Here is a 20934-nt window from a genome sequence, read left to right as displayed (position 1 = left end):
TCCAGGGTCTCCGATCCCCCCGGCGCCCGAGACAGATGTTGCAGATTTCCCCCGCTCCCTTCCGCTCGATCCTCATTTTACAGACGAAGTTCATCGGCGATCTCGTTCTCGCCTCGGCGCTGGCCAGGAACCTCCAGCTCGGCTATCCCGGCGTCGGGATCGTGTTCCTTTGCGAGGCACGTTTCGCCAGCTTCCTCACCGCCCACGGCATCGCTTCCGATGTCGTCACGTTCCGCCGCGCCATGATGCGCGGATCGCCGCTGCAGCGAGGGCGCGAGCTGTATTCGATGGTGCGCAGGCTGCGCCGGCACCGCTTCGACATGACGATCGACCTGACCGATTCGAAGACCTCACGCCTCATCAGCAGCCTCGTCAACGCCCCGACCAGGGTCGGCTACCATCCGTCCGAAAGGCCCTTGCGCTGGCACGAGCGCCAGCCGGCCAACGTCCGGGCCAGGCCGTTCGGCTTCGGTGAGCGGCACTATCTCTACCGCTACCTTTCGCCGCTCGAGGCGCTTGGCGTCGACCTGCGCGTGAGAGCGCCGTCGATCCGCCCATTGGCTGTGGAAACGGCGCGGGCGCTCGCCTTGCTGGACAAATACCATCTCAGGCGAAGCGGTTTTGTCGCGGTGCATGCCGGGGCGAGTTTTCTCGGTCGGCGCTGGCAGCCGGAGCGCTTCGCCGCCGTCATCGACGAGATTGCGCGCGAGACCGGGCTGGATTTCGTGCTCGTCGGTGGCCCGGACGAGCACAAGGCGGCCGACGAGATTGCCGCGAGGACAGCCTCGCCGGTCGTCAACTTTGTCGGCGCGCTTTCGCTCGAAACGCTGTTGGCGCTGCTGAAGGAGGCGCGGCTTTTCCTCGGCAATGAGAGCGGACCGATGCATATGGCGGCGGCAGCGGGCACCCCTGTCGTCGGCCTCTACGGGCTGACCAATCCGATCCGCTGGGGGCCGGTCGGCGTGGCGAGCATCGCGCTGCAGCCCTCCATGCCTTGCGAATGCGTGGCAAGCGACTTCTGCAAACCGACCGACCCGAGCAAGGCGTGCTGCGTCTGGCGCCTGGAAGTCGGACCTGTAACCGACGCCGTGCGCGAGATCCTTGCGCGCACCGAAAAGCAAACGGCAAACGCGATCTCGCGCTACGCCTGAAGCAAATTCTCGTGACTGCGTTCGTCGCACGGGCGCCGTCCCGATTTTCGCCTTGATGCGGGTCTTTTGGCTGGATATTGCAACCATCCTGCTTCGACCACCGGCCCGGAAATCGATCATGCGTCTCTTGCGGAAACATCTTTGCGCGATTGCGCTGTCGGTTTGCGCCGTGTCCACGGCCGGCGCCGCGCCGCTTGTCGAGCCGACGCTGCATCTGAAACCGCAGGCAGGCGGCAGCGGCCGCGTCGCGCTGACGCTCGACGCCTGCGGCGGCCAGACCGACACCCGCATCCTCTCGGCGCTCGTCGACAACCGCATTCCGGCCACCATTTTCGTCACCGGCATCTGGCTGAAGCGCAACGCCGCCGCCGTCGAGATCATGCGCGCGCATCCGGATCTGTTCGAGCTGGAGAATCATGGCGGCCGCCATATCCCGGCGGTCGACACGCCGCGGAAGATCTATGGCATCCGCAGCGCCGGCAGCCCGGAAGCTGTGCTGACCGAGGTCGAATCGGGTGCCGCGGCACTCGCAGGCACCGGCGAGCCGGCGCCGAAATGGTTTCGTGGCGCCACCGCCGAATACAGCCCGTCGGCCATCGCCACGATCCGCAAGCTCGGCTTCAAGGTCGCGGGCTTCTCGATCAACGGCGATGGCGGCTCGCTTCTGGGGGCCAGGGAAACCGCCCGCCGCATCGCCGCCGCCAAGGATGGCGACGTCATCATCGCCCACATCAACCAGCCGACCCATGCCGCCGGCGAAGGCGTGGTCCAGGGCCTGCTGGCGCTGAAGGCAAAAGGTCTGACCTTCGTGCGGCTCGACGATGCCGACGGCGTTGGCGACGACGGCACCACCGACTGATCGGTCAGGCCACGCTTTGGCCTCGTCCCGTCCGGTAAGGCAGCATGTCAGTCCGGCGTGGCCTCGATCGTCACCTTGCTCGGATAGAAGGCACCGTGATTGCGGATCTCCGTCATCTCGTCGAAGGGCCGCTCATAGGCCCACATCGCATCCTTGCCGGTATCGCTGGCCGGCAGCGCGCTCCAATAGCTGGCATCGCCCTTATAAGGGCAGTGCGTCGAGTGACCGGTCTTGGCCAACTGGCTGAAATCGATGTCGTCGAAGGGAATGTAGAAGACCGCAGGATAGGGCGGCTCCGACAGGAGCTTTGCCCTTGTCGAGGAAGCGATGACCGTTTCGCCGGCGCGCACGGTGACGGTGCCGCGAAAGGACTCGACGGTGATGACTTTGTCGGGATTGCGCTGGAAGCCGGGGGCGGGGTTGGCGATCTGGTCCATTGGCGGGCTGTCCTTGTCCGGTTGAGAGGTCGCCCGCAATAGGTGTGTCGTGCAGGCGGCCGGCGCAAGGCCAAGCGAAATCACGCCGGGGCGGCGTTCAGGGCGAGCCGTCGCGAAAATCGTCAGGCAGCCGTCTGGAACACGTCCATCAGCCCGGCATAGGCGGCGGCGATGCCGGCCACCGGATTGGTGCTCCTCGATGCGGTCTCGACCTTCAGCGCGCCGCCGACGGCCGGCAGGGTGAGCAGCAGGAATTGTCGATTGCCGCCGTCTCCGACACAGGCAGCCGCGACGTGCTGGTCCTCGCCGTCGTTCTGGACGCACATCTTGAACAGCAGCGTGCCGCCGACCGCCTCCAGGGCGCCGCCCACAACCTCGACGAATTCATCTTCGGAGACCGTCCTGGTGTCCGGCGCCAGATCGGCCAGACTTTCGGCAAGCGAGTTTTCGAGTTCCAGGTCTTCCGGCGCCTTGTCGTCGAGCTGCGTGTCCATGCGAACCTCTTTCATTCGCCAATCGCGCACCCAGCCCATTAACGAAACTTAACGCGGACGATGGCCGGATTGTGGCGGTTTGCGCAGGGTCTTCAAGGAATGCAACGCTTTCAGCGCTTACGGCTGGACAATCCGCCGGTTCGTCCCACAATGCCGCAAAAAGGATCGCCAAAGCGCAGGGGAGGAACAAATGCTTGGATTGATGCAGAAATGGCCGCTGCTTTGCCACAAGCTGATCGACAATGCCGAGCGGCAGCATGGCGGACGCGAGATCGTGTCGCGCTCGATCGAGGGACCGATCGTGCGCACCACCTATGCCGAGATCCATCATCGGGCGTTGAAGGTCGCGCAGCGGCTGGAGCGCGACGGCTTCAGGCTCGGAGACCGCATCGCCACGCTTGCCTGGAACACGGCGCGCCACATCGAGGCCTGGTACGGCATCATGGGCATCGGCGCGGTCTATCACACGCTCAATCCGCGCCTCTTTCCCGAACAGATCGCCTGGATCATGAGCAACGCCGAGGACAAGGCGATCTTCGTCGACCTGACCTTCGTGCCGGTCCTGGAAAAGATCGCCGGCGCGGTCAAATCGCTGAACAAGATCATCGTGCTGACCGACCAGGCGCATATGCCTCAGACGGCGCTGCCGAACGCGGTTGCCTACGAGGAGTGGCTCGCCGAAGCCGATGGCGCTTTCGCCTGGAAGACGTTCGACGAGAACACTGCCGCCGGCATGTGCTACACCTCGGGCACGACGGGCGATCCCAAGGGCGTGCTGTACAGCCACCGTTCCAACGTGCTGCACGCCATGATCGCGGCCATGCCCGACGCCATGGGCATTTCGGCCCGCGACATCATCCTACCGGTCGTGCCGATGTTCCATGCCAATGCCTGGGGCCTTGGCCAGAGCGCGCCGATGATCGGCGCCAAGCTGGTGATGCCGGGCTGCAAGATGGACGGCGCCTCTATCTATGAGCTGCTCGATACCGAGAAGGTCACCTTCAGCGCCGCCGTGCCGACGGTTTGGATGATGCTGCTGCAATATCTGGAGGAGACCGGCAGGAAACTTCCCCATCTGCAGAAGGTGGTCATCGGCGGCTCGTCCTGTCCGCGGGCCATAACCCAGAAATTCCAGGACAATTACGACGTCCATGTCATCCATGCCTGGGGCATGACAGAAATGTCGCCGCTCGGCACGCTTTGCACCATGAAGCCGGAATATGCCGGGCTGGAGGGCGAGGCGCGGCTCGATATCCAGGGCAAGCAGGGCTATCCGCCCTTCGGCGTCGAGATGAAGGTGACCGACGACGAGAACAATGCGATGCCCTGGGACGGCAAGACCTTCGGGCGGCTGAAGGTGCGCGGACCGGCCATCGCGCGCGCCTATTATGGCGGTGTCGGTTCTGAACAGTTCGACGCCGAGGGCTGGTTCGACACCGGCGACGTCGCCCATATCGATCCCGGCGGCTACATGCAGATCACCGACCGCGCCAAGGACGTCATCAAGTCGGGCGGCGAATGGATCTCGACCATCGATCTCGAGAACCTCGCCGTCGGTCACCCCGATGTCGCCGAGGCGGCGGCAATAGGCGTTCCGCATTCGAAATGGGGCGAGCGGCCGCTGCTGGTCGTTGTGCGCAAGCCGGGCAAGGAGCCGAGCAAGGCCGACATCCTGACCTTCATGAGCGGCAAGGTGGCCAAATGGTGGATGCCCGACGACGTCGCCTTCGTCGGCGAAATTCCCCACACCGCCACCGGCAAGATACAGAAAATCACCTTGCGTGAGCAGTTCAGGGATTATCGCTTGCCAACGGATTGACGGGACGGGCGTTTCTGAGGCTTCTGGCAGCCGTCAAAGGCTCTGAAGATCGTTCGGGTTGGTGCGGCGGATCATGGTTGTTATTGCTGAACGGCAGACGTCGAGCGCCGCCGGCTGGTCGCGGCGGACAGCGGCTTTTTCGCTGGTCCTGCTGCTGACGGTGCTTGTCGGCCATCAGTTCGACCTCGTCGAAACGCCTGTGTTCCTCTGGGTGCTGGCGATCGTTGCGCTGCTTGCCGCCTTCGCGCTGCTGTTTGCCGGCTTCGCCCTGTCGAGGCTGTGGAATTTCGGCGATCGCGGCGGGCGCGACCTCTCGGTCGGCGCGCTGCTGGCGCTTCTGGTCCTTGCCCCCTTCTGCGTCGCCGCCTACTGGGCGACGACCTCGCCGCCGCTGAGGGACATTTCGACCGATCTCGACGATCCGCCGGTGCTCGACACATCGGACCGGACGACGGACATGAACGTGCTGTCGCCGCCCACGCCCGGCGAGCAGCGGCTGCAGGGCGATGCCTATCCGCTGGTCACCGGCCGCAGCTACAACCTGCCGTTCGAGACCGTCGTCGACGCGGTCGAAACCGTGCTCGACCGCCGCGACTGGCAGTTACAGGGGCCGTATCCCGAAACCGACGGGCAAAGCGAGGTGACGATCAACGCGCTGGCCAGGAGTTTCGTGCTCGGCTTGCCCGCCGATGTCGCGATCCGCATCGCCGATAACGGCGACACGGTCGTGGTCGACATGCGCTCGGCCTCTCGCTACGGCCGCTACGACCTCGGCGACAATGCCGGCCGCATCGTCGATTTCCTTGGCGAACTCGACCAGGAGGTCGCCGGCCAGGTCGGGCCCGCGCCGGCCGAATGATGGTCATGCCGCCGGCGTGAAAATGCCGTCGATGGCGACGTCGCCGTCGCTGGCGACGAGGCCGCGCGCCACCAGGTCCTCCAGATGCGCAAGGACCGACAGGCCGGCGGCGCCGTGCAGGCGCGGGTCGGTATCGCGATAGATCGCCGCCACCATCTCTTTGATTGTCCGGTCGCCGCCGCGGATGCGTTCCAGGATCGCCCGCTCGCGCATCTTGCGATGCGTTTTCAGCCCGCGCATGAAGCTGCGCGGCTTGGTCACCGGCCCGCCATGGCCGGGCAACAGCAGCCGGTCGTCGCGCTCGATCAATCGGTCGAGCGAACTCATGTAGTCGGCCATGGCGCCGTCCGGCGGCGCGACGATCGAGGTCGCCCAGGCCATGACATGGTCGGCCGAAAAAAGGATGCCCGTCCCTTCGAGCGCGAACGCGGCGTGGTTGGCGGCATGGCCGGGCGTCAGCACCGTCCTGATCGCCCACCCGTCGCCATGGACCAGCGCGCCGTCGGCGAGCGCGACGTCCGGGATGAAACCCATGTCGGCGCTGGCGTCGAGCGGATTGACCTCGCCGATTCGCAGCGGCCGGGCCGGGCGGTGCGGGCCTTCGGCAAGCACGGCCGCGCCGGTGCGCTCCTTCAGCCGCGCCGCCAGCGGGGAATGGTCGCGATGGGTATGGCTGACGAGGATATGGCTGACCGGCCTGCCGCCGATAGCTTCGATCAGGGCCTGGAGATGCGCGTCGTCGTCCGGACCCGGATCGATTACCGCCAGCGTTTCGCGGCCTATCACGTAGCTGTTGGTCCCGTGGAAGGTGAAAGGACCGGGATTTCCGGCGGTGACACGCTGCACGTCCGGGGCGACCGTCACCGCCTGGCCGTAGGCGGGATCGAAGCGTGTGTCGAATTTGAGGGCCATGAGGCGACGCGAAGCTCCGTTCCGTGAGACGGCAAAAGCGATTGCCGCATAACACGGAAGCCAATATAGGAAAAAGCGAAGCCGCATGTCGGCGGCTGTCCGGAATGAGGAATACCATGGCACTTGCAGCAACGATGCGTCCGCTTGTTTCTCTGGCACTGCCCGAAAAGGGCGCGGCGCGGCTGGCGACGCAGCTTTTTCTGGCGATCATCGGGACGCTGCTGCTCATCTTGTCGGCCAAGACCAAGGTTGTGCTCGGCCCGGTCGACATCTCGCTGCAGACGCTGGCCGTGCTGCTGATCGCGTCGGCGTTCGGCCTGCGCCTCGGCGTCGCCACGCTGCTTCTCTACATGGCCGAGGGCGCCATGGGCTTTCCGGTCTTCCAGGGCACGCCGGAAAAGGGCATCGGCGTCGCCTATATGCTCGGCTCCACCGGCGGCTATCTGGCCGGTTTCGTCGTCATGGCTGCGATCGTCGGCTGGGCCGCCGACCGTGGTTGGGACCGTCATCCGGTCAAGCTCTTCAATGCCATGCTGGTCGGCGAAGTCGTCATGATGGCCATGGGCTTTGCCTGGCTGGCAATGCTGATCGGCGCCGAAAAATCCTGGCAGTTCGGCGTCGTGCCCTTCATCGTCGGCGACCTGATCAAGGTGGCGCTGGCCGCGAGCCTGGTGCCGGCGGTCTGGTCGCTGCTGCCGAAGCGGCCCTGAAAATCTGATCGAAAGATCGCCCGAAAAAGCCGGTGCTCACCCGCCGGCTTTTTGCTGTCGCTCGACAGCGCCGGTATTCGTGCACAGTCGAGCACCGTTGTTGACAGGCTACCGCGCAAAACCTAAGCACAGGCAACTTGATGCCGACGGGTGTTCGGCAATTCAAGGAGGGTTTGTTGAAAGGTATCATTCTTGCGGGAGGCAGCGGGGTCCGGCTCTATCCTCTGACCTTGGCGGTGTCCAAGCAAATACTCCCGATATACAACAAGCCGATGATCTACTATCCGTTGAGTGTGCTCATGCTCGCGGGCATCCGCCAGATCCTGATCATCTCGACCCCGCGTGACTTGCCAGCGTTCCGGGAACTGCTGGGCGACGGCTCGGAGTTCGGGCTCGAGCTTTCCTACGCGCCGCAGCCTCATCCCAACGGCCTCGCCGAAGCCTTCATCATCGGTCGCGACTTCATCGGCAAGGAGAGCGTGTCGATGATCCTTGGCGACAACCTCTATTTCGGCGAGGGACTGTCGCAGCTCTGCCGCATGGCGGCGACGCGCGAAAGCGGCGCCTCGGTGTTCGCCTACCATGTCGACGACCCGGAACGCTATGGCGTGGTTTCCTTCGACAAGGCCAGCGGCCGGGCATTGACCATCGAGGAAAAACCGCAAAGGCCCAAGTCCAACTGGGCCATCACCGGTCTCTATTTCTACGACAATGACGTCGTCGACATTGCATCGGCCATCCGGCCGTCGGAGCGCGGCGAACTCGAGATCACGGCGGTCAACAATGTCTATCTCGAGCGCGGGCAGTTGCAGGTGCACCAACTGGGCCGCGGCTACGCGTGGCTCGACACCGGCACGCATGACAGCCTGCATGAGGCCGCGTCCTTCGTCCGCACCATCGAGCACCGCCAGGGCATCAAGGTCGCTTGCCCGGAGGAGATCGCCTTCGAGCAAGGCTGGCTGACGGCCGACAAGGTGCTTGAACGCGCCGCCCGCCTTGGCCAGAACGAATATGCCACCTATCTGCGCAGGCGTGTCACCGAACTGACGGAGAACTAGGGTGCTGGAGATCAGCCCGCTCGGCCTTGACGGGTTGCTGGAGATCATCCCGAAGCGTTTTCACGATGCTCGCGGCTATTTCGTCGAGGATTGGAACGCCAGGCGCTTTGCCGAGGCGGGCATCGATCTCCATTTCGTGCAGGACAACCGGTCCTATTCCGCCGCCGCCGGTGTGGTGAGGGGGCTTCACTACCAGCTGCCGCCGCGCGCCCAGGACAAGCTCGTGCGTGTCGTTAGCGGCAGGATCCTCGACGTTGCCGTCGACATCCGCCGCGGCTCGCAGAGCTTCGGCAAATGGATCGCCATCGAACTGTCGGCCGAGAAGGGCAATCAGGTTCTTGTGCCGAAGGGATTCGCGCACGGCTTCGTCACGCTCGTGCCGGATACCGAGGTTCTGTACAAGGTGACCGACACCTATTCGCCTGCCCATGAGCGCGCGCTGCGTTTCGACGATCCCGCCATTGGCATCGAATGGCCGGCGTTCGCGGGCGGGTTCCAGCTCTCGGACAAGGACCTCGAGGCGCCGGTGCTTGCTGCTGCGAACGTGTTCACATGAGGAGGAGAGCAGCATGAATTTCCTGGTGACCGGTGGCGCCGGCTTCATCGGCTCTGCCGTGTGCCGGCATCTGTGCGCCAATCCGGCCTACCGGGTGACCAATCTCGACAAGCTCACCTATGCCGGAAATCTGGACTCGCTGCGGCCGATCGAAAACGCGCACAACTACAGCTTCGCCCATGCCGACATTGGCGACGAGAGGGCGGTGCTGGAGATCTTGCATCGCGACGCCATCGACATCGTCATGAACCTCGCCGCGGAAAGCCATGTCGACCGCTCGATCGACGGTCCGGGCGCCTTCATCGAGACCAACATCGTCGGCACTTACCGGATCCTGAATGCCACGCTGGACTATTGGCGCGGCCTGCCGCAAGAGCGCAAAGGCCGCTTCCGCTTCCACCATGTCTCGACCGACGAGGTGTTCGGCGATCTTCCCTTCGACGGCGGCATGTTCGTCGAGGAGACGCCCTATGCGCCTTCGTCGCCCTACTCGGCTTCGAAGGCCGCCTCTGACCATCTTGTGCGGGCCTGGCACGAGACCTATGGCCTGCCGGTGGTGCTTTCCAACTGCTCGAACAACTACGGGCCCTATCATTTCCCCGAAAAGCTCATCCCGCTGGTCATCCTCAACGCGCTGGACGAAAAGCCGCTGCCGGTCTACGGCTCAGGCGCCAATGTGCGCGACTGGCTCTATGTCGAAGACCATGCGCGGGCGCTGGAGCTTGTCGCCACGAAGGGGCTACCGGGCGAAAGCTACAATATTGGCGGCAATTCGGAACGCAGCAATCTCGGCGTCGTCGAGACGATCTGCGATCTTCTCGACCATCGACGGCCGCGCGCCGGCGGCGGCAGCTATCGCGACCTGATCACCTTCGTCGCCGATCGCCCGGGTCATGACCGCCGCTACGCGATTGATGCCTCCAAGATAGGCCGTGACCTCGGCTGGACGCCGAGGGAAAATTTCGACAGCGGCCTGGCAAGGACCGTCGACTGGTTCCTCGAAAACAGATGGTGGTGGGGGCCGATCCGCGACCAGCGCTATGCCGGCGAGCGGCTGGGCCAGGCCGAGAACAGGAAGGGCGCGGCGTGAGGCTTGCTGTAACCGGGCGCGACGGCCAGGTCGTCGCCAGCCTGCTTGAGGCCGGGCGAGAGCTGGAGGGCGTTGAGGTCGTTGCCGTCGGCCGTCCGCAACTCGACCTGGCGCAGCCCGGCACGGTGTTCGATGCCCTGGCCGTATGGAAGCCCGATATCGTCGTCTCCGCCGCTGCCTACACCGCTGTCGACCAGGCCGAGGCGGAAAGGGATCTGGCCTTTGCCGTGAACGCCGCCGGTGCCGGCGCCGTCGCCGAAGCCGCGGCGCGGCTTGGCGTTCCCGTCATCCACCTTTCGACCGACTATGTCTTCGACGGCACCAAGGATGGCGCCTATGTCGAGACCGACGCCACCCGGCCGCTCGGCATCTACGGCGCGTCGAAGCTTGCCGGCGAACAGGCGGTGGCTGCGGCCAATCCGCGTCATTTGATCCTGCGGACGTCGTGGGTCTACAGCCCGTTCGGCAAGAACTTTCTCAAGACGATGCTGGAGCGCGCCGCCGGCAGCGGCGAGATCGCGGTGGTGGCCGACCAATGGGGAAACCCCACCTCCGCATTCGACGTCGCCGCAGCCATCTTCAGCGCGGCGGCGAGGCTCGGCCGCGACAGGGACTTCGACGCATACGGCATCTACCACCTGGCGGGAACCGGCGAGACCAACTGGAGCGGCTTCGCGCGTCACATACTGGAGATGAGCCTGGCGCATGGGGGGCCGCATGCACGGGTGCGCGACATTGCCACCGGCGACTATCCGACCAAGGCGCCACGCCCGGCCAATTCGCGCCTGTCGACGGCGAAATTCAGCAGCGTGTTCGCCTGGCAGGCACCGGATTGGCGGCTGTCCACGCTAGAAACGGTATCGCGTTTGCTGGGAAAGGATGCTGATGGATCCTTCGCCGACGTGGCGGCGCCATAGCGATCGCTAATGTTGCGTATGCGCGCCCCAATCTGGCGAAGCTCATGCGGACAAGACAACTGGCCGTTGAAAGTATCTGGCCTCAACCCTCAAAAAATATCTGGCGATGATCTCAACTCCACGCTATGCGATAACAGGGTGACGGGCTGGGGGATGGCGCTCTGGATCGGCGTTGGATGATGATCTGTCCGGTGCCTATCTAGTGGCCATGTCATCGCGCCTGGAGTTCAGTACTACCCAATGACATCCTATGTAGAAGCCGTGTCCGGACTTCGGCCGAAGATGCGGCGTGCTATCATCATGCTTCAGGACATCGTCATGGTCCTGGTAGCGGTGGCGCTCAGTCTAACGTTGTCGCAATCGAGGCTTTCATTCGACGCGCTGTCTTACGGCGGGCTGGCTTGCTGGACGATCCTCGTGCTGCTTGCCCATCTGCTGTTCAGATATTGCGGCCTCTACAACACCGTCTGGCGCTTTGCTTCCACGCCCGACTTCTTCAACATCCTGAAGGGTTGCGGCATCCTCACGGTCGTTCTCTACCTGTCCTCGCTGGGCTTTCGCTTCTTCTTCCAGCCCGTCGCCGGCCTCAACGAGCGCCAGTTCATCGTCTTCTTCCTGGTCTCCTTCACCATTATTTCCGCGCCCAGGCTCTACTATCGATTCCTGCGCGACGGCGCGAGCTGGCGCATCCTCGGTCGCAGGAATGATCCAGGGATCAAGCAGGCGCTGTTCATCGGCAGGTTGAGCGAGGCCGACGTGATCATCCGTTTCACGCGCACCGCGCAGCCCGCCGAATATGCCATCGCCGGCATCATGGCGATCGAGGGAGAGGCGCCGCTGGGCACGCAGATGCAGGGCGTTCCGGTGCTGGCCGCCCGCCCGCGACTGGTCGAAGTGCTGGAGGAATACGCCAACGGCACCGAGAATATCGACATGCTCATTTTCGGCAACGGCGCCGAACGCGAGATCGAGGAGTATTCGGAGCTGGTCCGCGTCGCCCGCCACAGCGGCATCGCCGTCGTCCAGTTCTCGGGCTTCTCGGAACTCGGGCAAGGTGGCAGGCTTGTGCTCGACACCGTCGAGATGGAAACCATCCTGCGCCGCTCGACCGTTCCGCCAGACATAGAGCGCATCGGCGCCTTCGTCCGCGGCAAGCGCGTGCTGGTCACCGGCGGCGCCGGCTCCATCGGCCGCATTCTGGTCAAACGCTCGCTGGAACTGGGCGCCGAGGCCGTTCTGGTCGCCGACATTTCGGAATTCGGCATTTTCCAGCTCGACCAGTCCATCGGCGAAAAGGACCAGGATCGCCTGAAGAGCCGTATCGTCGACGTCACCGACCGGCGCCAGATGACTCGCGTCGTCAGCGAATTCAGGCCGTCCATCATCTTCCATGCAGCGGCGCTGAAACACGTGCCGCTGCTCGAGGAGAACTGGGAATCGGCGATCCAGACCAACATCTTCGGCACGCTCGCCTGCGCCGAGGTTGCCGCCAAATGCGGCGTTCCGCAATTTCTTTTGATCTCGAGCGACAAGGCGGTGGACCCGACCTCGGTGCTCGGCATCACCAAGCGGGCAGCCGAGCAGATCGTGAGTTCCCTGCACGAAACGCAGGCTGTCGGGCAGGGCGGCCGCCGCTCCGGCACCAAGTTCATCGCCGTGCGCTTCGGCAACGTGTTCGGCTCCAACGGCTCGGTGGCCACCATCTTCCAGGCGCAGATCGAGGCCGGCGGCCCGGTCACCATCACCGACCGGCGCATGACCCGCTATTTCATGACGGTGGCTGAAGCCGTCGACCTCGTCATCATGTCGGCCGCCGTTGCCGAAAAGCGCCAGGGCAGGGACGACTACGCCATCTATATGCTGGATATGGGCAAGCCGGTGCCGATCCTTGAAGTCGCCGAGACCATGATCCGCATGGCCGGCAAGAGCCCCTACACCGACATCCCGATCCGCTTCACCGGCATCAGGCCAGGCGAGAAGCTGCATGAGGTGTTGCAAGGCGAGAACGAAGAGGTCGTCGCCCTCGATACGGCCAAGATTTTTGGCCTGCGCGCCGAGGTGGTGGAGTGGCCGAGGATTCAGGCCGCGCTGACGGCGCTGCAGGCGGCGATACGCGACCAGGACAAGGCGGCAGCCCTTGCCGTGCTGGCGGGTTTGCATGAGGCTGAAAGGCTTCCGGCCGGGGCGCAGCAGGAAACCAGCCCGAAATCGGTTGGACAGGCAGGCTAGACCTGTCCGGCGCGTCGATGATTGGCTATTGAAGCCAATCCCGGCGTTCTCGCGCCTTGGCCCCTATCTGGCATTCGATGGCGCCGGGACGCAGGCCCTCGACCGGAGCGACATTGGATGACCCTGCAAGGGCCGAAGCGAACCCTCGATCTCGTGGTGGCGGCCCTGATGCTGGTGGCGACGTCGCCCGTGCTGCTTGTCGCTTTGCTGGCGGTCAAGGCGTCGTCACCCGGCCCGGCTCTGTTTTCGCAGATCAGGGTCGGCCACGGCGGTGTGCTTTTTCGCTGCCACAAGCTGCGGACCATGTACCGGGGAACGCCGTCCTTGCCCACGCATGAGGCGCCGTCACAGGCTGTTACCGCCGTTGGCAAGGCATTGCGCCGGGCCAAGATCGACGAGTTGCCGCAACTCTGGAACGTGCTCAGGGGCGACATGAGCCTGGTCGGGCCGCGGCCGTGCCTGCCCACGCAGACCGAACTGGTGGAGCGTCGCCGGGCGCTCGGCGTGCTGTCGGCGCTTCCCGGCATCACCGGCCTCGCCCAGATCCGTGGCATCGACATGTCGGACCCGAGGCTCTGCGCGGAAACCGATGCCGAATATCTTCGGACGGCCTCGATCGGCCTCGATCTCAAAATACTGCTGGGGACGATCTATCGCGCGTGAGCGGCGGCCGATTTGCGCCGCCGCGCCAGTCCGGTGAGCTGGTCCAGCGTGTCGGCTTCCGGAATCCATCCCTCCGAGACAAGCAGCGACGGATCGCAGGTCTGACTTGCCGTCAGGGCGTCCCACGCCTTGCCCTTGCCAAGCACCTTCGCCGCCGCGCGCAGGGGGGTACCCGGCACGGCGAGCAGGCGCGGCGGCCTGCCGAAGCCGCGCCGGAAGGCGGCGACGATCTCGGAAATCGCGGCAGGCGGGCGGTCGCCGGCGACATAAATGGGCTGAAGCGGCGCCGGCTTGGTCAGGAGCTGCAGCACCGCGCCGGCCACCGCGTCGGACGAAATCAGCGAGCGGATCCCGGTCAGGGCTCCTGTCGGCAGCGGCAGGGCGGTATCGGCAAGCCGCATCAGCGTTGCCAGGTTCCCCTTCATGCCCTCGCCATGAACCGGCGGCAGGCGCAGCACCGCGGCGTCGGAACGGCCGGCGGATCGATAAGCATCGAGCGTCCTGATCTCGCCTTCGCGCTTCGATCTGCCATAGGCGTCTTGCGGGGCAGGGGGCGTCTCCTCATCGATGGTGCCGCTGAAGCCGGGACCGACCACCGCCCGGATCGACGACAGGTAGAGGAAGCGTCCGCTTGCCAGCGTCGCCGCGGCACCCGCAAGCTGCCCGGTCAGGGCTCCGTTCACCGCCAGATAGTCGTGCTCGCTGGCGTCGCGGTCATTGTTCAGCGCCGCGCAGTGAACGACATGCGTCACATCCTGCATCACCGCCAGGAACGCATCGGCCGGGGCATCGAAGCCGGGCAGCAGAACCGCGTCGCTTGTCCGCCCCAGCCGTTCCGGGTGACGCGAGGCGATCCGCACCTCGAGCCCAGCATCGCGCAGTCGATTCACGACCTGGCGTCCGACGAGTCCCGTCGCGCCTGTGACCAGCACTTTCATGGCGTTACCCCGGGTTTGCGCATCCCCGTGGTCAGGCGGCCGGAGCCGCCGCCGCCAGCTCCCGCGGCAGCTCCTGCTGGCGTCCCGATGCGAGGTAGGTCCCGGCGACCACGAAGACCATGAATGTCGAATCAAGGATATCGTGGCCGAGCAGGATGCCGGTCATTCCGCCGATCAGGTAGACGATCACCGTGACGGCGACCATCGTTGCGCCGAAGCGCTCCAGCGGATCGGCGCTGGCGCGCAGGACCCTTGCCGCGTTCCACGCCGCGACCACGAAGATCGCCGCCAGCGTGATGGCCCCGGCCAAGCCGGCCTGCACCAGCGCTGTCAGAAAACCGTTGTGGAAATGGCTGAAGCCCGCGGCCATGCCGAACTGGTCGTGAAAACCTTGTTTCATCAGCGCCTGGCTGGCGGCGATGCCATGGCCGAAAATCGGAGCGTCCCGGAACGCATCGAGCCCGATTTGCCACAGTGCCACGCGCAGTCCCGTCGCCGTCGAATGGTCGCCTTTGGCAAGCGCGTCCCAGTCGCTGAACAGGAAATCCGCACGTTCCGACACGATGTGGAAACCGAGAATGCCGATCACCAGCGACATCGCGGCGGCGATCAGCAAGAGACGCACGAGACTTGCCTCCTCCAGCTTGCGCCGGTTGATCAGAAGCACGGCGAGGACCGATACCGGCACGGCCACCCAGATGATGCGTGTGCCCGAATAGAGGATGGCAATGATGCCGGTCACGGCCGCCAGGAGCAGCAGGCCCTTGGGTCGCTCAATGCCCGAAAGCGCGCCGGCCAGGCACATCATGACGCCGAGGCAGGTGACCGTGGCGAAGGGGATGGCGTTTCCGGCTCCGCCCTCGGCCCGCATGCCTAGCCAGTAATACTGCGCCACGGCCAGCACTAGGGCGCCGAAACATGCCGCCATGCTGGCCACCACGACGATGCGGGCAAGCGTCGCCTTGGCGGTGATGCTCCAGGTCGAGTAGGAGATCGGGAAGAGCAGGAAGGTGACCAGCGCCAGGAGATGCGGCGCATCGGCCCGGAGCGCGTTGTTGACGACCGACGCCAGCAGATATGCCGCGCAATAGGCATAGATCGCGACCGTCATGGCGAGCATCGGCGGGTCGAAATTGAAGCGCCGCCGCCTCAGGGCGAGCAGAAGCACCGACCAAAGGCCGCCGCCGTTGAACACGAAACTCACGGCCGAACCCAGCACCGGCGGACAAAAGAAGCAAAGGATCGAGAAGTAGACGTTGATCTGCGCGGGCGTGAGGTGCCGTTTGATGGATAAAAGCGGGTTCAATGCTCTGTTTCGCAATGTCTGGGGGTCGTTGGGACGCCGTGTTGTTCCGCGACGGCGGACGCGATCACCTTCGAAGCTTATCTGGTGCCACGGCGCGCGGGCAGCATTTCTGGTCGTATAGCGGCTGGGTTCGATTCCCGATAGTGCGGCGGCTGGAGGGCTCATCACAAATCGGCAGCCCGGCCCGCAACCGCGTGAGCAGGAGCTTCGCGCTGCGGGCCGTCCACAGTCCCCCGAAAGGCAATAGTTTCTCAGTTCTTTGGCATGCATCAGGCGGTAGGGCAGGATTTTCCCGCATACGCACCGATCGTGGAAAATTCATTCCGGATTGGCCGTCTGGCGGGCGCGTCTGGCATTGTTCCCCGCAATCGCGATCTGCTAGAACGCCGGCACGAATGTCCAGAAGCAAAGCTTGAACCGGGCTGTTTTTACGAAACGGTGCCTGATCTGTTGATGCAAGGTCTGGATGGCACGAGAGAACGCTCACAGTCCATGAATATCGCACTCACGCACCTGCAGCGGCTCGAAGCCGAATCCATCCACATCTTCCGCGAGGTGGCGGCCTCCTTTTCCAAGCCCGTCATGCTCTATTCGGTCGGCAAGGATTCTTCCGTGCTGATGCACCTGGCGATGAAGGCCTTTTTCCCGGCCAAGCCGCCTTTTCCCTTCCTGCACGTCGACACCACCTGGAAGTTCCGCGAGATGATCACCTTTCGCGACCAGATGGCGCAGAAGCTCGGCTTCGACCTCCTGGTGCATGTCAACGAGGACGGCGTGCGCGACGGCATCAACCCGTTCGACCATGGCTCGAACACCCACACCCATGTGATGAAGACCGTGGCGCTGCGCCAGGCGCTCGACAAATACGGCTTCGACGCCGCCTTCGGCGGCGCCCGCCGCGACGAGGAGAAGTCGCGCGCCAAGGAGCGCATCTTCTCCTTCCGTAACGCCCAGCATTCCTGGGATCCGAAGAACCAGCGGCCGGAAATGTGGAAGATCTTCAGCACCCGCATTGCCGCCGGCGAGTCGATCCGCGTCTTTCCGCTGTCGAACTGGACCGAGCTCGACATCTGGCAGTACATCCTGCAGGAAGATATCCCGATCGTGCCGCTCTATTTCGCCAAGGAGCGGCCGGTGGTCGAGCGCGACGGCATGCTGATCCTCAAGGACGACGACCGCATGCAGTTGCAGCCCGGCGAGGCGGTCGAGAACCGACTGGTCCGCTTCCGCACGCTTGGCTGCTATCCGCTGACCGGCGCCATCGAGTCCGATGCCGACACGCTGGAGGCCATCGTCGGCGAGATGCTGACGGCGCGCACCTCCGAGCGCCAGGGCCGCCTCATCGACCGCGACGAGGCCGGCTCGATGGAAAAGAAGAAGCGCGAGGGGTATTTCTGAGCATGCGCCACATCATGGCCAAAAGCCTCGCCCCCACCGACTCGATCCGCGAATACATGGCCGCGCAGGAGAAGAAGTCGCTGCTGCGCTTCCTCACTTGCGGCTCGGTTGACGACGGCAAGTCGACGCTGATCGGGCGTCTGCTGTCGGACACCAAGCAGATCTTCGAGGATCAGCTTGCCGCGCTGGAGCGCGATTCGCGCAAGCACGGCACGACAGGCGACGACATCGACTTCGCGCTGCTGGTCGACGGGCTCGAAGCCGAGCGCGAGCAGGGCATCACCATCGACGTCGCCTACCGCTTCTTCGCCACGCCGAAGCGCAAGTTCATTGTCGCCGACACGCCCGGCCACGAGCAGTACACGCGCAACATGGCGACCGGCGCCTCGACCGCCGATCTCGCCATCGTGCTGATCGACGCGCGCCAGGGGGTGCTGCGCCAGACCAGGCGGCATTCGATCATCGCCTCGCTGCTCGGCATTCGCCACATTGTGCTGGCCGTCAACAAGATCGACCTCGTCGATTTCGACCAGGCGGTATTCGACAAGATCGTTGAGGATTACAGCCGGTTCTCGCACAATCTCGGCTTCCAGACGATCGCGCCGATCCCGATGTCGGCCCGCTATGGCGACAATGTCTCCAGCCGCTCCGCCAACATGCAATGGTATTCCGGGCCGACGCTGATCGAGCACCTGGAAACCGTTTCGGTCGACGAGGCCGCGGTCGAGCAGCCGTTCCGTTTCCCGGTGCAGTACGTCAACCGGCCCAATCTCGATTTCCGCGGTTTTGCCGGCACCATCGCTTCCGGCTCGGTTGCGCAGGGCGACGAGGTCGTCGTCGCCAAGTCCGGCAAGTCGTCCCGCGTCAAGCGCATCGTCGCCCATGGCGGCGACCTTGCCCAAGCGGTCGCCGGCCAGGCGATCACGCTCGTCCTCGACGACGAGGTCGAGGTGTCGCGCGGCAACATTCTGGTCGCGCCGGCGTCGCGGCCGCAGGTCGCCGACCAGTTCGCCGCCAACATCGTCTGGTTCGACGAGCATGCGCTGCTGCCCGGCCGCTCCTACATCCTGCGCACCGAAACCGACCAGGTGAGCGCCACCGTCACCGAGCTGAAGTACCGCGTCAACGTCAACGACTTCGCCCACGAGGCGGCGAAGTCGCTGGAGATGAACGAGGTCGGCATCTGCAATCTCTCGACGCGCTCGCCGATCGCCTTCGACAATTTCGCCGAGAACCGCACCACCGGCGCCTTCATCCTGATCGACCGCATCAGCAATGCCACGGTCGGCGCCGGCATGATCCTGCATTCGCTGCGCCGCGCCGAAAACATCCATTGGCAGTCGCTCGATGTCGGCAAGCGCGGCCGTTCCGACCTGAAGAACCAGCGCCCGGCCGTGTTCTGGTTCACCGGCCTTTCCGGCTCTGGCAAGTCGACCATCGCCAACCTGTTCGAGAAGAAGCTGTTCGCCTCCGGGCGCCACACCTACATCCTGGACGGCGACAATGTCCGCCACGGCCTCAACCGCGATCTGGGCTTCACCGACGCCGACCGCGTCGAGAACATCCGCCGCGTCGCCGAGGTCGCCCGCCTGATGGCCGATGCCGGCCTGATCGTCATCGTCTCCTTCATCTCGCCCTTCGCCGCCGAACGGCGCGTGGCGCGCGAACTGATGGCCGATGGCGAGTTCGTCGAGGTGTTCGTCGACACGCCCTTCGAGGAATGCGCCCGGCGCGATCCGAAGGGTCTCTATGCGCGCGCGCTGAGTGGCGAGATCAAGAATTTCACCGGCGTCGATTCACCTTATGAAGCTCCGGAGAATCCTGAAATCCATCTCAAGACGCTCGGCAGATCGGCCGAGGAGATGGTAGAGGCCCTGGAACTCTGGCTGAACGAGCGCGACATTGCCGAAGACCAATACGACAGCGGCGGCGGCATCTGACGACGAGGTAATGCTCGGCGTGTTCGAGCGCCTGGCGCTGGAAGCCGGGCGCGAGGTCATGCGCGTCTTTCACGAAGGCTGCGCCGTTGACCGCAAGTCCGACTCCTCGCCGGTGACGGAAGCCGACCGCGAGAGCGAGAAGATCATCCTCGCCGGCCTGCGCGCCGCTTATCCGGCCATCCCTTGCGTGGCCGAGGAAGAGGTGGCGGCCGGCATTGCGACACCCGATCTCGACGGCGTCTTCTTTCTCATCGATCCGCTCGACGGCACCAAGGAGTTCGTCAACCGCCGCACCGATTTCACGGTCAACATCGCGCTCATTCGTCACGGCGTGCCGGAAGTCGGTGTCGTCTTCGCGCCCTGTACCGGGCGCTTCTTCTCGGGCCGGCCGGGCAGGGCGGAAGCGATCGAGGTCGACGGCGATTTCAATATCACGGACCGCCGGACCATCGCGGTGCGGGCAGGGGGGACGCCGCTCGCCGTCGTCGCCAGCCGCTCGCACAATACGCCCGAAACCGATGCCTTCATTCGCGACCTCGGTGCCGCCGAGATCGTCTCGGTAGGCTCGTCGCTGAAATTCTGCCTCGTCGCCGCCGCCGAGGCCGACGTCTATCCGCGCTTTGGCCGCACCATGGAATGGGATACGGCGGCGGGCGATGCGGTATTGCGCGCAGCCGGCGGCATGACGCGCACGCTGGACGGCCAGCCGCTCGCCTACGGCAAGCGCAACCAGGCCAGCGACGCCGATTTCGCGAATCCGCACTTTATTGCGAGCGGGAAGGCAGCCAAGGCAGTGTGAGCGGCCGCGATCGGGTCAGCCTGACCGCTGCTGGAGGCGCTGCCTGTCGATGATTTCGATCTGACGGCGGGATCTGATCTCGATAATCCCGTCGCGTTTCAGCCTCGACAGCTCGCGCGAGACCGTCCCGATGGTCAATCCCAGGAAATCGGCGATCTCGGCCCGTGTAAGCGGCAGTTCGAAGGCCAGCGTCCGATCGTCTTGCGCGACCATGGGGTCGAGATGTCTGCCGATCTGGCCGAGGAAGCTTGCCAGCTTCTCCGAGGCAGTCTTGCGGCCGAGCGCGACCATCCATTCCCGCGCCTCGTCGACATCGCGCAGCGCTTGCTTGAGCAGCCGCCCCTCCAGCATCGGATTGCTGGCGACCATGCGCTCCAGGGCACGCTTCGATATGCGGCAAAGCTCGACGTCCGAGGCGGCTTCGGCGGTGACCGCGCTTTCGTCGGCATAGAGCCTGCCGACGAAGTCCGGCGCGAACTGCAACCCGACGATCTGCCGGCGTCCATCGGCAAGCGTCTTGATCAGCTTGACCACGCCGCGCATGACATTGCTGTACGCCGTGATCGACGCGCCTTCGGAAAGCAGTTCTTCGCCGGCGCCGTGCCTGACGACTCTCGTGTGCTTGGCGAAGGCGAGCAGCTCATCCGCGTTGAGCACGCCGCACATGCCGTTGTGTCGCGCCTCGCAGCTTTGGCACAGTGCGGGAACGTTGGAATTGTGGACGTCCTGGCGGCCGGCGCTCATCTCATTTCGGCAGTGGTCATACTTTGTACAATGCCGCGAAAGCACAGACTTTCAA

At 64.6% G+C, this 20934-nt stretch carries 20 protein-coding genes; 14 read left to right on the top strand and 6 right to left on the bottom strand.

All coding sequences use genetic code 11. The annotated features are described in order from the left end of the window. Nucleotides 1-35: 35 nt before the first annotated feature. Both PU724_RS06690 and PU724_RS06685 read left to right on the top strand, forming a co-directional pair. Nucleotides 36-1151 carry a glycosyltransferase family 9 protein gene (locus PU724_RS06690; protein ID WP_354420933.1) on the top strand — a complete coding sequence of 372 codons (1116 nt, stop codon included), beginning with the start codon at nt 36-38 and terminating at the stop codon, nt 1149-1151. A 118-nt stretch (nt 1152-1269) separates the two neighbouring features. Beyond that, entirely contained in the window at nt 1270-2010 is a 741-nt protein-coding gene (locus PU724_RS06685; RefSeq protein ID WP_354420931.1) for a polysaccharide deacetylase family protein, read from the top strand. A gap of 47 nt (nt 2011-2057) precedes the next feature. Here PU724_RS06685 and PU724_RS06680 read toward each other — a convergent pair whose 3' ends face one another. Beyond that, entirely contained in the window at nt 2058-2447 is a 390-nt protein-coding gene (locus tag PU724_RS06680; RefSeq protein WP_128275428.1) for a DUF427 domain-containing protein, read from the bottom strand. A gap of 122 nt (nt 2448-2569) precedes the next feature. After that, on the bottom strand, nt 2570-2941 hold the full coding sequence (locus tag PU724_RS06675; RefSeq protein WP_127284015.1) for a hypothetical protein: 372 nt from the start codon (nt 2939-2941) through the stop codon (nt 2570-2572). 190 nt (nt 2942-3131) lie between these two features. Between PU724_RS06675 and PU724_RS06670 the strand changes: the two genes are divergently transcribed. Further along, nucleotides 3132-4760: a fatty-acid--CoA ligase gene (locus PU724_RS06670; RefSeq protein WP_354420929.1), complete on the top strand. Its 1629-nt coding sequence runs from the start codon at nt 3132-3134 to the stop codon at nt 4758-4760. Nucleotides 4761-4833: 73 nt separating this feature from the next. Then, on the top strand, nt 4834-5619 hold the full coding sequence (locus PU724_RS06665; protein WP_354420927.1) for a DUF1499 domain-containing protein: 786 nt from the start codon (nt 4834-4836) through the stop codon (nt 5617-5619). Between the two features lie 3 nt (nt 5620-5622). Here PU724_RS06665 and PU724_RS06660 read toward each other — a convergent pair whose 3' ends face one another. Next, nucleotides 5623-6531: an MBL fold metallo-hydrolase gene (locus tag PU724_RS06660; RefSeq protein WP_354420925.1), complete on the bottom strand. Its 909-nt coding sequence runs from the start codon at nt 6529-6531 to the stop codon at nt 5623-5625. Nucleotides 6532-6647: 116 nt separating this feature from the next. Here PU724_RS06660 and PU724_RS06655 point away from each other — a divergent pair, with 116 nt between their 5' ends. The 7 genes from PU724_RS06655 to PU724_RS06625 all read left to right on the top strand — a co-directional run bounded on the left by PU724_RS06655 (nt 6648) and on the right by PU724_RS06625 (nt 13754). Further along, nucleotides 6648-7241, top strand: coding sequence for a biotin transporter BioY (locus tag PU724_RS06655; RefSeq protein WP_354420923.1), 594 nt, complete (start codon nt 6648-6650; stop codon nt 7239-7241). Nucleotides 7242-7417: 176 nt separating this feature from the next. Further along, entirely contained in the window at nt 7418-8299 is an 882-nt protein-coding gene (gene rfbA / locus PU724_RS06650) for a glucose-1-phosphate thymidylyltransferase RfbA (RefSeq protein ID WP_354420921.1), read from the top strand. Nucleotide 8300: 1 nt separating this feature from the next. After that, nucleotides 8301-8855, top strand: a complete 555-nt coding sequence (gene rfbC, locus PU724_RS06645) for a dTDP-4-dehydrorhamnose 3,5-epimerase (protein ID WP_354420920.1) — start codon at nt 8301-8303, stop codon at nt 8853-8855. Nucleotides 8856-8868: 13 nt separating this feature from the next. Then, nucleotides 8869-9945, top strand: coding sequence for a dTDP-glucose 4,6-dehydratase (gene rfbB, locus PU724_RS06640; RefSeq protein WP_354420918.1), 1077 nt, complete (start codon nt 8869-8871; stop codon nt 9943-9945). Then, complete coding sequence (gene rfbD, locus PU724_RS06635) at nt 9942-10862, top strand: dTDP-4-dehydrorhamnose reductase (RefSeq protein ID WP_354420916.1); 921 nt, start codon at nt 9942-9944, stop codon at nt 10860-10862. The genes rfbB and rfbD overlap by 4 nt, the downstream gene beginning before the upstream one ends. Before the next feature lie 240 nt (nt 10863-11102). After that, a complete protein-coding gene (locus tag PU724_RS06630; RefSeq protein ID WP_354420914.1) occupies nt 11103-13091 on the top strand; it encodes a UDP-N-acetylglucosamine 4,6-dehydratase in 1989 nt (662 codons plus the stop codon). A 117-nt stretch (nt 13092-13208) separates the two neighbouring features. Next, the gene (locus PU724_RS06625) at nt 13209-13754 is read left to right on the top strand and encodes a sugar transferase (RefSeq protein ID WP_354420912.1); all 546 of its coding nucleotides are present in this window, start codon (nt 13209-13211) and stop codon (nt 13752-13754) included. Here PU724_RS06625 and PU724_RS06620 read toward each other — a convergent pair. After that, the gene (locus tag PU724_RS06620) at nt 13742-14692 is read right to left on the bottom strand and encodes an NAD-dependent epimerase/dehydratase family protein (protein ID WP_354420910.1); all 951 of its coding nucleotides are present in this window, start codon (nt 14690-14692) and stop codon (nt 13742-13744) included. The genes PU724_RS06625 and PU724_RS06620 overlap by 13 nt on opposite strands. Before the next feature lie 31 nt (nt 14693-14723). Then, on the bottom strand, nt 14724-15998 hold the full coding sequence (locus tag PU724_RS06615; RefSeq protein WP_354420908.1) for an O-antigen ligase family protein: 1275 nt from the start codon (nt 15996-15998) through the stop codon (nt 14724-14726). A 492-nt stretch (nt 15999-16490) separates the two neighbouring features. Here PU724_RS06615 and cysD point away from each other — a divergent pair, with 492 nt between their 5' ends. The 3 genes from cysD to cysQ are packed head-to-tail and all read left to right on the top strand — an operon-like array spanning nt 16491 to nt 20135. Next, on the top strand, nt 16491-17396 hold the full coding sequence (gene cysD / locus PU724_RS06610) for a sulfate adenylyltransferase subunit CysD (protein ID WP_354420906.1): 906 nt from the start codon (nt 16491-16493) through the stop codon (nt 17394-17396). 2 nt (nt 17397-17398) lie between these two features. Then, complete coding sequence (gene cysN / locus PU724_RS06605; protein ID WP_187331201.1) at nt 17399-19336, top strand: sulfate adenylyltransferase subunit CysN; 1938 nt, start codon at nt 17399-17401, stop codon at nt 19334-19336. Between the two features lie 10 nt (nt 19337-19346). Further along, nucleotides 19347-20135 carry a 3'(2'),5'-bisphosphate nucleotidase CysQ gene (cysQ, locus tag PU724_RS06600; protein WP_292104765.1) on the top strand — a complete coding sequence of 263 codons (789 nt, stop codon included), beginning with the start codon at nt 19347-19349 and terminating at the stop codon, nt 20133-20135. Nucleotides 20136-20150: 15 nt separating this feature from the next. On the opposite strand, the gene PU724_RS06595 is transcribed toward cysQ, so the two are convergent. Continuing rightward, the gene (locus PU724_RS06595) at nt 20151-20879 is read right to left on the bottom strand and encodes a Crp/Fnr family transcriptional regulator (protein WP_127391553.1); all 729 of its coding nucleotides are present in this window, start codon (nt 20877-20879) and stop codon (nt 20151-20153) included. Nucleotides 20880-20934: the final 55 nt, after the last annotated feature.

The organism is Mesorhizobium abyssinicae (assembly GCF_049887195.1).
In the GTDB taxonomy this organism is placed as follows: Bacteria; Pseudomonadota; Alphaproteobacteria; order Rhizobiales; family Rhizobiaceae; genus Mesorhizobium; species Mesorhizobium abyssinicae.
Note: the sequence above shows the minus strand (reverse complement) of the source record. Positions and strands in the feature narration are given on the sequence as shown.

What these genes read in the sequence shown, in the direction of transcription:
- PU724_RS06690 (WP_354420933.1), top strand. Translation starts at nt 36, where the DNA reads ATGTTGCAGATTTCCCCCGCTCCCTTCCGCTCGATCCTCATTTTACAG.
- PU724_RS06685 (WP_354420931.1), top strand. Translation starts at nt 1,270, where the DNA reads ATGCGTCTCTTGCGGAAACATCTTTGCGCGATTGCGCTGTCGGTTTGC.
- PU724_RS06680 (WP_128275428.1), bottom strand. Translation starts at nt 2,447, where the DNA reads ATGGACCAGATCGCCAACCCCGCCCCCGGCTTCCAGCGCAATCCCGAC.
- PU724_RS06675 (WP_127284015.1), bottom strand. Translation starts at nt 2,941, where the DNA reads ATGGACACGCAGCTCGACGACAAGGCGCCGGAAGACCTGGAACTCGAA.
- PU724_RS06670 (WP_354420929.1), top strand. Translation starts at nt 3,132, where the DNA reads ATGCTTGGATTGATGCAGAAATGGCCGCTGCTTTGCCACAAGCTGATC.
- PU724_RS06665 (WP_354420927.1), top strand. Translation starts at nt 4,834, where the DNA reads ATGGTTGTTATTGCTGAACGGCAGACGTCGAGCGCCGCCGGCTGGTCG.
- PU724_RS06660 (WP_354420925.1), bottom strand. Translation starts at nt 6,531, where the DNA reads ATGGCCCTCAAATTCGACACACGCTTCGATCCCGCCTACGGCCAGGCG.
- PU724_RS06655 (WP_354420923.1), top strand. Translation starts at nt 6,648, where the DNA reads ATGGCACTTGCAGCAACGATGCGTCCGCTTGTTTCTCTGGCACTGCCC.
- rfbB (WP_354420918.1), top strand. Translation starts at nt 8,869, where the DNA reads ATGAATTTCCTGGTGACCGGTGGCGCCGGCTTCATCGGCTCTGCCGTG.
- PU724_RS06630 (WP_354420914.1), top strand. Translation starts at nt 11,103, where the DNA reads ATGACATCCTATGTAGAAGCCGTGTCCGGACTTCGGCCGAAGATGCGG.
- PU724_RS06625 (WP_354420912.1), top strand. Translation starts at nt 13,209, where the DNA reads ATGACCCTGCAAGGGCCGAAGCGAACCCTCGATCTCGTGGTGGCGGCC.
- PU724_RS06620 (WP_354420910.1), bottom strand. Translation starts at nt 14,692, where the DNA reads ATGAAAGTGCTGGTCACAGGCGCGACGGGACTCGTCGGACGCCAGGTC.
- cysD (WP_354420906.1), top strand. Translation starts at nt 16,491, where the DNA reads ATGAATATCGCACTCACGCACCTGCAGCGGCTCGAAGCCGAATCCATC.
- cysN (WP_187331201.1), top strand. Translation starts at nt 17,399, where the DNA reads ATGCGCCACATCATGGCCAAAAGCCTCGCCCCCACCGACTCGATCCGC.
- cysQ (WP_292104765.1), top strand. Translation starts at nt 19,347, where the DNA reads ATGCTCGGCGTGTTCGAGCGCCTGGCGCTGGAAGCCGGGCGCGAGGTC.
- PU724_RS06595 (WP_127391553.1), bottom strand. Translation starts at nt 20,879, where the DNA reads ATGAGCGCCGGCCGCCAGGACGTCCACAATTCCAACGTTCCCGCACTG.